Annotated in this window: 9 protein-coding genes and 2 pseudogenes; 9 read left to right on the top strand and 2 right to left on the bottom strand. The window is 48.8% G+C overall.

All coding sequences use genetic code 11. From position 1 onward, the window contains the following. On the bottom strand, positions 1 to 588 hold a 588-nt coding region (locus CWM53_RS08240), incomplete at its 3' end, for an IS6 family transposase (RefSeq protein WP_100750745.1). A 174-nt stretch (positions 589 to 762) separates the two neighbouring features. Between CWM53_RS08240 and CWM53_RS08245 the strand changes: the two are divergent. From CWM53_RS08245 to CWM53_RS32335, 8 genes and pseudogenes are all read left to right on the top strand, one after another. Further along, positions 763 to 937: pseudogene (locus tag CWM53_RS08245) on the top strand (Rpn family recombination-promoting nuclease/putative transposase); the annotation flags it as partial. Positions 938 to 1364: 427 nt separating this feature from the next. Then, entirely contained in the window at positions 1365 to 1922 is a 558-nt protein-coding gene (fimA, locus tag CWM53_RS08250) for a type 1 fimbrial major subunit FimA (protein ID WP_100750746.1), read from the top strand. Positions 1923 to 1985: 63 nt separating this feature from the next. Beyond that, on the top strand, positions 1986 to 2561 hold the full coding sequence (locus CWM53_RS08255; RefSeq protein WP_165785040.1) for a fimbrial protein: 576 nt from the start codon (positions 1986 to 1988) through the stop codon (positions 2559 to 2561). Positions 2562 to 2580: 19 nt separating this feature from the next. Next, a complete protein-coding gene (locus tag CWM53_RS08260) occupies positions 2581 to 3273 on the top strand; it encodes a fimbria/pilus periplasmic chaperone (RefSeq protein ID WP_100750748.1) in 693 nt (230 codons plus the stop codon). Positions 3274 to 3299: 26 nt separating this feature from the next. After that, complete coding sequence (gene fimD, locus CWM53_RS08265) at positions 3300 to 5924, top strand: outer membrane usher protein FimD (RefSeq protein ID WP_100750749.1); 2625 nt, start codon at positions 3300 to 3302, stop codon at positions 5922 to 5924. Continuing rightward, on the top strand, positions 5924 to 6937 hold the full coding sequence (locus CWM53_RS08270; protein WP_227521694.1) for a fimbrial protein: 1014 nt from the start codon (positions 5924 to 5926) through the stop codon (positions 6935 to 6937). The genes fimD and CWM53_RS08270 overlap by 1 nt, the downstream gene beginning before the upstream one ends. 9 nt (positions 6938 to 6946) lie before the next feature. Continuing rightward, the gene (locus CWM53_RS08275) at positions 6947 to 7531 is read left to right on the top strand and encodes a fimbrial protein (protein ID WP_100750750.1); all 585 of its coding nucleotides are present in this window, start codon (positions 6947 to 6949) and stop codon (positions 7529 to 7531) included. A gap of 254 nt (positions 7532 to 7785) precedes the next feature. Next, positions 7786 to 7890 (top strand): annotated as a pseudogene (locus CWM53_RS32335) (DNA-binding protein); the annotation flags it as partial. Positions 7891 to 7914: 24 nt separating this feature from the next. Here CWM53_RS32335 and CWM53_RS31885 read toward each other — a convergent pair. Further along, complete coding sequence (locus tag CWM53_RS31885) at positions 7915 to 8265, bottom strand: hypothetical protein (RefSeq protein WP_133124340.1); 351 nt, start codon at positions 8263 to 8265, stop codon at positions 7915 to 7917. A gap of 83 nt (positions 8266 to 8348) precedes the next feature. Between CWM53_RS31885 and CWM53_RS08285 the strand changes: the two genes are divergently transcribed. Beyond that, a partial coding sequence (locus CWM53_RS08285; protein ID WP_100750745.1) for an IS6 family transposase occupies positions 8349 to 8936 on the top strand: 588 nt, incomplete at its 3' end.

Genomic DNA, 8936 nt, shown 5'->3' on the forward strand with positions numbered 1-8936 from the left:
CGTCTGCGCTCGTCGAAACGATTTAAATCCCAGCATCGGACGTATCCGGCGTTTGATATTACGGTGATCTTGCTCAATCAGGTTATTCAGATACTTGCTTTGCCTAATGGTAATGGCTTCTTCCTCAGTTTTATCGGCATTGAGTGTGGTCAGAGCTGCAGTTTTGGCGCCGCTTTTATCGATCGTCACCACGTCAGATTCGCCGTGTTGACGGATGGCCTTGCGAAAGAAGCGTAGTGCGGCGGCGGCATCCCGTTTGGCGGTGAGCAAAAAGTCGATGGTGTGACCTGCTGTATCGACTGCTCGATACAGATACTTCCACTGGCCGTTGATTTTGATGAAGGTTTCATCCATTCGCCACCGCCGACCTACTGTGCGCTTATGCCGGCGAAAGGCCTTATCCAGTAACGGCACCAGGCGGATAACCCAACGATGCAGCGTGGAATGGTCAACGACAATACCGCGCTCCGCCATCATTTCCTCCAGATTACGCAGGCTCAGGGCATAAGCCAGATACCAGCGAACACACTGGGCGATAACATCGATGGGATAATGCAGTCGCTGGAAAGCATTTCGGAACAAAGACATGGTCAGGTAACATCATAAAAAGACTGCATGTTACCCGACGCTCCCTTAATGCGACAGAGCCGACCGAACCACCCCGGCACAGTCCCCTGAAGGCATGGCAATTCCATTCGCCGCAAATGTTAGCATTTTTAGGCTGTGATAACATCTCAGGATTATTTTTCATAGCCAAGGCTGATGAAGAAGAAAAGCAGCACACCCACTCCCCACGATGCCACGTTCAGTCAGCTCCTGACGTAACCGGATGTTGCGCGGGATTTTATGGAGTTGCATTTACCGGCAGAGCTGCGCGCCATCTGCGATCTCAGCACGCTACATACTGTAGTCCGGCTCGTTCGTTGAGGATGATCTCACGATCCGATTGGAGGGCAGGGAAAATCCACTTCAATAGCCAATGCCTCACGATTAAAGTCATCGATAACGTTCAGTAAGCGTACTTTGCAAAAACCAGTATGTTACCTAACCGCTCCTTAATGCGACAGAACCAATCACATCCAGGTGGTTAGGATTTTTCTTTCTTTTATTAGAGGAGGATGAAAAATTATTTATTGAGTAATGGAGTGGTGCTGTTTCTATTATTGCATGTTTTAATAGATGTCTTTCTAACAATTAGGAGTCGCCATGTTTTCTATTTTATAGCGTGGTTTCATTGATTTAGTTATGACAGTAGTAATTTCTTTTTTAGTTGAGTGGTATTAATGCCATCTAACTTACAGATTGGTGATGAAAGTTATATCGCTAAAAATGCAGGTAATTGATTTTTGAAAGGATATTTTTTAATGAAAATAAATAATTTTGCAATGATAATGGGCGCCGTGATGGCAATTGCAGCAGGTAGTGCCTATGCTGATGGCTCCACTACCAATATAACTGGCGGTATCGTGCACTTCAAAGGTGAGCTTGTTGATGGTGCATGTGCTGTCAGCACTGACAGTGTCGATCAGATCGTACAACTTGGTCAGCATCCTCTGCACAACTTCAAGAAAAAGGGGGATACCTCAGAGCTGCGTCCTTTCACTATTAAGCTTGAAGACTGTGATACCACCATCGCGAAAACGGCAGCCGTCCAATTTACAGGCGCAGCAGATTCGGTTGATACAAACCTGCTGGCAATTGACGCCTCTGAAGTTAATGGCCAAGGTGCTTCCGGTGTCGGCATTCGTATTCTGGACGAAAAATCCAACGTCGTCGTTCCGAATGGCGCATTCTCCGCTGCGCATAATCTGATTGACGGTAAAAACACTCTAAGTTTCAAAGCGCAGTATGTTTCTACTGTTGAAAAACCGACAGCTGGTCTGGCCAACGCGGACAGCACTTTCATCATGCAGTACCAGTAAATAACAGCTTCTGTACTGTTAGTGGCACCCGTAACCGGGTGCCACCTTATGATGAGGTGTGGTATGCCATTGCATTTTTTTAACAGAAGTCTCTGTTCTTTACTTTTGGTCAGTATCTCCTGCTCAGCGATGGCAAAAGTAGTGGCAATCACCGGTGGCGAAGTACATCTCACCGGATCGCTTAATGAAAATGGCTGTGTGGTCTCGACTGAAAGCAGGGATATGCATGTGGATATGGGGAAGTATACAGACACGCGATTCCATGGTGTTGGGAGTGAAACCACGTTGCACATTCCTTTTTATGTGCGGCTGACGGGGTGTAACCCGGATATCGCTAAGCGAATGGGGATTAGTTTTTACGGTATGACGGACCCCAAGGAGCCGGATGTCTTCCTTGTTGCTTCCGGAGAGGGGGGGGCTGTTGGTATCAGCGGAGACAAAGGATTCAGTGGACTTGGGCTGGTGATTTCTGACGCACAAGGTAATCCGGTAACGCCGTATTCTGTCCATGACCTAACCTATCGGGTTGGAAGCGACGGAGTGGTTTTGCCTTTTACTGCACACTATCGGGCAGTATCCCGGACCGTTTACCCCGGCCCCCTGCGCAGTGATGTCTGGTTTCGTATTGTTTACCCCTGATAAATACAAAAGGTTATATATGAAGACTTATTTTTCTGTGTTCACAGGGCTGGCGTTTGTCTGTTCTGTTTTCTTTGCCCCCGCGTATGCCGGTGGGGTCGGGCTGGCCGCCACGCGTGTCATTTATAACGAAACGGCCTCCCAGGCATCACTCGCTGTAACCAACAGCGATACACATGAACGTTATCTGGTGCAGTCATGGATTGAAGATATCAGCGGTACACGACGTTCAGATTTCGCGGTTACGCCACCTCTATTTGCGATATCACCCAAAAGTGAAAATACGCTTCGGATTGTTTATTTGGGTAAGCCCCTGCCGAAAGACAGGGAGGTTGTGTACTGGATGAACGTGAAAGCGATTCCTGCCGTAAATAAGGAAGCCATTAAGGGAAAAAATACCCTTCAACTGGCCGTGTTGTCGCGTATTAAATTGTTTATGCGTCCCGAAGGTCTGGATATGGGGGAGCTGGATGCCGTGAATTATCTCCGTTTCCGGCAGACCGCTGGAAAACTGATAGTCACGAATCCCACCCCCTATTACCAGTCAATGGTGAACATCACCGTGGGAGGGAAAACTTTGCCTAATAGTATGGTTGAGCCAAAAGGAAGCCTGAAGATTGTTCTTCCCACAGGGGCTTCAGGTCAGGTGCGTTTCCAAGTTATTAATGATTACGGCGCTCTCTCGGCACAGCAGATTGGGCGTTCAGAGTAATTATCAAAAAAAACATAGGTTATAACATGCATTCTTTGGTTCCTGCCAATAAGCCTTTTCATTTTCCACTGTGCTGCGTGGCGCTGGCGGTATGTGGAACTCTGGCCTTCCCTGCCGAGGCCAACGACTGGTTTAACCCGAATTTCCTGTCGACGGAAAGTGGCGCCGTAGCGGACCTCTCACGATTTGAGAGCGGTGAGGGGCAGGCTCCTGGGATGTATCGGGTCGACGTTTGGGTGAACGATGATTTCATCACGACCAGCAATTTGCGCTTCGATGCAGTGGATAAAACCTCGAATGCACAGGTTGGCAGCATTGTTGATGACACCGGGCTATACCCTTGTCTGTCATTAAAATGGCTGCGGCGCTTTGGTCTTGACACTACAGCGATAAAGGATACCGGGAAAATCGTGGATAACACTCAGTGTCTTGACGTGGCGCACTTTTACCCCGGAGTCACGTCACACTTTGATTTTTCAGGTCAAAAGCTTTTTCTCACTTTCCCTCAGGTCGCGCTGCAGAATAGTGCCAGGGGATATATCCCGCCGGAAGAATGGGATGAGGGGATAAATGCCGGGTTATTGAACTATACCCTGACAGGCGATCACGGACACGATAATGAAAGTCATTATCTAAATCTAAATGGCGGTCTGAATGTTGGGGCCTGGCGTTTTCGCCATAACAGTGCCTGGAGCTACACCAATTATCGTAATGGTCATCGCCAGAGCCGCTGGCGGAGCATTTCCACTTACGCCCAGCGTACGCTCATCCCGTTCAAAAGCGAGCTCATCCTTGGGGATAGCAGCAGCGAATCAACTGTTTTCGACAGCCTGGGCCTCAGGGGCGTGCGTCTTTATTCTTCAGAGTCTATGTATCCTGACAGCCAACAGGGGTATGCGCCGACAATACGGGGTACTGCTTCCGGTCGGTCAAAGGTTATCATTCGTCAGAACGGCTACGTTATTTATCAGAATGTAGTTCAGGCGGGCGCCTTTGAAATTAATGACCTGAATCCGACAAGTTCAAGTGGTGATCTGGACGTAACCGTCGAGGCAGATGGCGGTGGAACGCAGCACTTTACGGTACCGTATTCTATGGTTCCTCTTCTGCAGCGTGAAAAACGTCTGAAATATGAAGCTGTTGCCGGACGCTATCGCAATGGTGATTCGGATAAAAATGCGCCGTTTTTTGTCCAAGGAACGCTGGCAAGAGGATTTGGTAATGGTGTAACTCTTTACGGTGGTACGCAGATCGCTGGGCGTTATCAGTCGCTGGCTGTCGGGGCCGGGCGTAACTTGGGGCGATTGGGGGCGGTATCGGTTGACCTGACCAGTGCCAGAAGTCGCCTGGTTGATGACAGCGAGCATCAGGGGCAGTCTCTACGTTTTCTGTATGCCCGCACGCTGAATACGCTGGGTACCAACGTTCAGTTGCTGGGATATCGTTATTCCACCAGTGGATTCTACACCCTTGACGAAGTGGCATGGGACTCCATGCGGGGTTATCAGTATAACTGGCAAGATAAAGGAGACGGGGCTGGTTACCGTCCGGAGCCGGTGAGCTATCACGACCTGCGGCGTAATAAAAAGGGGCGACTGCAGCTTGATATCTCTCAGCAGTTGGGTGACTTCGGCTCACTGTATCTGTCAGGCAGCCAGCAGACTTACTGGAACAGCCAGGGGAGTGATCGCTGGTATCAGGCAGGGTACTCCAGCGGCTGGAATGGCATCAGCTATAATCTCTCGCTATCCATGAATCGTACTGTTGGGCTATCAGGAACTAATCGTCTGGTGTCCTTCAATGTTTCCGTGCCGTTTGGACGTTGGCTCGGCCACAATATGGTGGACAGATCGGCGCTGAACAGTATGTACACGACTGCCCAGGCCAGCCGTGACCAAGACGGTATTTCTACTGTCCGTACGGGAGTCAGTGGAACGCTACTGAAGGATAACAACCTGAGCTACAGTGTCATGCAGGGGCATAACAGTCATACTGGAGAGAGCGGTAGCCTGAATGCGACCTGGCGCGGAACTTATGGCACTGCCAGTGCGGGCTATAGTCACAGTCGCTATGACCATAGCCTGAACTGGGATATATCAGGTGGTGCTGTGGTGCATGCCAATGGTGTGACGCTCAGCCAGCCACTCGGGGATACCAATGTGTTGATTAAGGCACCGGGCGCGAAAGGCGTCAGCGTGGAAAATGAAACCGGTGTGAAAACGGACTGGCGTGGATATGCGGTCATGCCATATGCGACGGTGTACCGACGCAACCGTGTGGCACTGGATGTTAACAGCCTCGACTCACACACCGACCTTGACGATAACGTGCAGAGCGTGGTGCCGACAGAAGGGGCGCTGGTACGTGCGGAGTATACCGCCCATACCGGTGTACGGGCACTGCTGACGCTGATGCGTGACGGACATCCCATACCATTTGGCGCAATGGTTACGGAACAAGTCTCCGGTGTGACAGGTATCGCTGGTGAAGGTGGGCAGGTGTATCTGGTCGGCGTACCGATGAAGGGGACGCTGAAGGTTGTTTGGGCAAACGGGACTACAGGGCAGTGCCGGATGCCATTCAGTTTACCGGAAAACAGTGAGCAGTTGCCGGTGGTACAAATGACGCTTGTATGCAATAAGGGGAACTAATGCGCATTCACTCATATATTACAATGGCCTTGGCGATTTTTTGTTACAGCAAGTTGGTTTCTGCTTATACTGGAGAATGTTCAACTCTTGGCGGAACGTCAATAATAATTGCCGACGTTGGGAATCTCAATGTAAACAGCACTACAGGAAATGACGTGGGTAAAATTGTTACTAAGGACCTACTATTTAGTGCAACCGGTTTGCCTTATAAGGGCTCCTGTGATATTCCTAAGAAAGAAGGAACAAGTATTTATTTAACAACAAAGGTGCCTTTAGCTAAGAAAGGTAATGGTTGGTATGCTCTAAATGACTATCTTTCGATTAAAACAGAAACATGGATTGATGGAGGAGTAAAAGCTTATCGCCTTAATCCTTTTGAGTCTGAAAGTAACGAAAACCCCGAATTCAATGGAAATGTTACTACTTGGAATACTGGTGGTAAAGGGAGGATATCTATTAGAATAGATAAGCGTTTCATTGGTTTCTCCCCGTTTAGGCAGCTTGTTGTATCTGGTTATGCGAACACTTATAAAACTGGAGTTTCAGTGAACCCAATGTTTCAATTATATATTGAAGGTTCTGTGACTGTACCTCAATCCTGCGACCTAGATATGGGGAAGACAATTACCATGGATTTTGGTAATATTGGCTCCCCTTTGTTTTTAGAAGCCGGCGCGGGTAATAAACCTGATGGGGTAAATCCTCAGACGCATACCGTTGCGATACAGTGTAAGAATATTGATGCGCAGGCATTATTGAGTATGCGTATAGAGGCGAATAAAGTAGCAGGTAATGCGTTGGTTTCTGATAATAAGGATGTCGGATTTATTGTTGCGAATAAAGATAAAAAACCGCTAACGCCCAATAATATTAACAGCAATATTAAATTTCAACTGGACGATAATGCGTCTGCAAGGGTTCCAATTACCGCATGGCCAGTCAGTGTAACCGGTCAGAAACCTGCTGAAGGGAAGTTTACTGCAGAAGGTTATCTGCGCATTGATTTTGATTGAGGTAAAAGCATGAAATTCTCTGTATCAATTTTATCCGTTAATCGCGTAATGACGTCCCAGAGTGGCGGTATGCTATCTGCCGCTTCCCTGATGTTTCTTATGATGTTCTCCGGTGCAGTGCGTGCAGATGATCGGCTGAAAGGTGAGCCGCTTGCTAAAGTAAATATTGAGCTGAGTGGCACCATTACAGCCATGTCCTGTAAGGTTGATCCGACAGACAGGGACAAAACGGTACAGCTCGGCAGTTGGGATACGAAGCAGTTACATTATACTGGGCATTCAGTGCCCGTATATTTTAATATCCATTTGACGAATTGTACCGCCAGTGGTGTAACCCTGTCATTTACTGGTAAAAAAGACAAAACGGATCCTACTTTGCTGGCACTCAGTGATAACAGTACAGGTGCTGGGGTTGCTGTAGAGATAATGGATGCGGCGCATAACCGTATTGCCATGGGAGAGCATTATTCCCGGGTTGCAGTAGATAAAAAAGGGGATGCTGTTCTGGCTTTTTCTGCAAGATATGCTGCAGTATCCCCCGTATCGGCCGGTACGGCTTATGCCGAAAGTGAATTTACCCTGACCTACGACTGATGATTTCATTTTGTAAACGCTTGCAGGATGGGGAAATGTCCCACAGCGTCTTGGTATGACTCATAAAGAAGCACTTGACGCATTAAATAAATCTCATCCTAGAGAAGGGTTTCGTTTATGTGATGACATAAAATTTAGTAAAGTAGCAACCATTAAAAAAGATACTAACGTTAGGTAACATACTGGTTTTTGCAAAGTTGAGCCTGTACATAAATTTGTGTAATTGACTGATTTTGATATGTTCAATCTAACTTATGGCTGCTATTGGCTCTCCGGATAAGGTTAAAAAGACGCGCTCCCCTCGCCCCGCGAAGTATCGATATAATGACGAAACTGGAGAGTCAAAAACATGGTCAGGTCAGGGGCGAATGCCGAAGCGGATCTCAAAGCTGATTGCTGAACTGATTTCGGCCTCGGCCAGCAGCGCCGCGTCCGCTTTCTTCATCTTGAGCGCCGAGGCGGTCGGCATCTACCAGCGCGTCACCTATCTGGTCTTTGCTGAGACGTGCAAAGCAGTTCTGCGCGGTTGGCACCCACCAGTCACGCAGGGTAAAGCCCAACGCTGCTTCCAGCCCGTCAAGCTGCGCCCCTGCCCGTCCGTTGCTGTCGGTCTTTTCGCTCAATCCGTCGATGCCGCTGCTGACGCAGAACGCCAGCAGGTCAACCAGTGTTGGCATCGGCCAGTCAATCAGCACGGTAAAGTCCTGCTCCCAGCCTTTTGGCAATCGCGCCATCCAGCCCTGCTCCACCTCGTCAGGTTCTGTCGCATTAAGGGAGCGTCGGGTAACATGCAGTCTTTTTATGATGTTACCTGACCATGTCTTTGTTCCGAAATGCTTTCCAGCGACTGCATTATCCCATCGATGTTATCGCCCAGTGTGTTCGCTGGTATCTGGCTTATGCCCTGAGCCTGCGTAATCTGGAGGAAATGATGGCGGAGCGCGGTATTGTCGTTGACCATTCCACGCTGCATCGTTGGGTTATCCGCCTGGTGCCGTTACTGGATAAGGCCTTTCGCCGGCATAAGCGCACAGTAGGTCGGCGGTGGCGAATGGATGAAACCTTCATCAAAATCAACGGCCAGTGGAAGTATCTGTATCGAGCAGTCGATACAGCAGGTCACACCATCGACTTTTTGCTCACCGCCAAACGGGATGCCGCCGCCGCACTACGCTTCTTTCGCAAGGCCATCCGTCAACACGGCGAATCTGACGTGGTGACGATCGATAAAAGCGGCGCCAAAACTGCAGCTCTGACCACACTCAATGCCGATAAAACTGAGGAAGAAGCCATTACCATTAGGCAAAGCAAGTATCTGAATAACCTGATTGAGCAAGATCACCGTAATATCAAACGCCGGATACGTCCGATGCTGGGATTTAAATCGTTTCGACGAGCGCAGACG

This window comes from Klebsiella sp. A-Nf5, assembly GCF_002810545.1.
GTDB classification, from domain to species: Bacteria; Pseudomonadota; Gammaproteobacteria; order Enterobacterales; family Enterobacteriaceae; genus Klebsiella; species Klebsiella variicola.

Excerpts from the sequence above, each read along its gene's own strand:
- CWM53_RS08275 (WP_100750750.1), top strand. The coding sequence starts at position 6,947 with ATGAAATTCTCTGTATCAATTTTATCCGTTAATCGCGTAATGACGTCC.
- CWM53_RS08255 (WP_165785040.1), top strand. The coding sequence starts at position 1,986 with ATGCCATTGCATTTTTTTAACAGAAGTCTCTGTTCTTTACTTTTGGTC.
- CWM53_RS31885 (WP_133124340.1), bottom strand. The coding sequence starts at position 8,265 with ATGGCGCGATTGCCAAAAGGCTGGGAGCAGGACTTTACCGTGCTGATT.
- fimD (WP_100750749.1), top strand. The coding sequence starts at position 3,300 with ATGCATTCTTTGGTTCCTGCCAATAAGCCTTTTCATTTTCCACTGTGC.
- CWM53_RS08270 (WP_227521694.1), top strand. The coding sequence starts at position 5,924 with ATGCGCATTCACTCATATATTACAATGGCCTTGGCGATTTTTTGTTAC.
- fimA (WP_100750746.1), top strand. The coding sequence starts at position 1,365 with ATGAAAATAAATAATTTTGCAATGATAATGGGCGCCGTGATGGCAATT.
- CWM53_RS08260 (WP_100750748.1), top strand. The coding sequence starts at position 2,581 with ATGAAGACTTATTTTTCTGTGTTCACAGGGCTGGCGTTTGTCTGTTCT.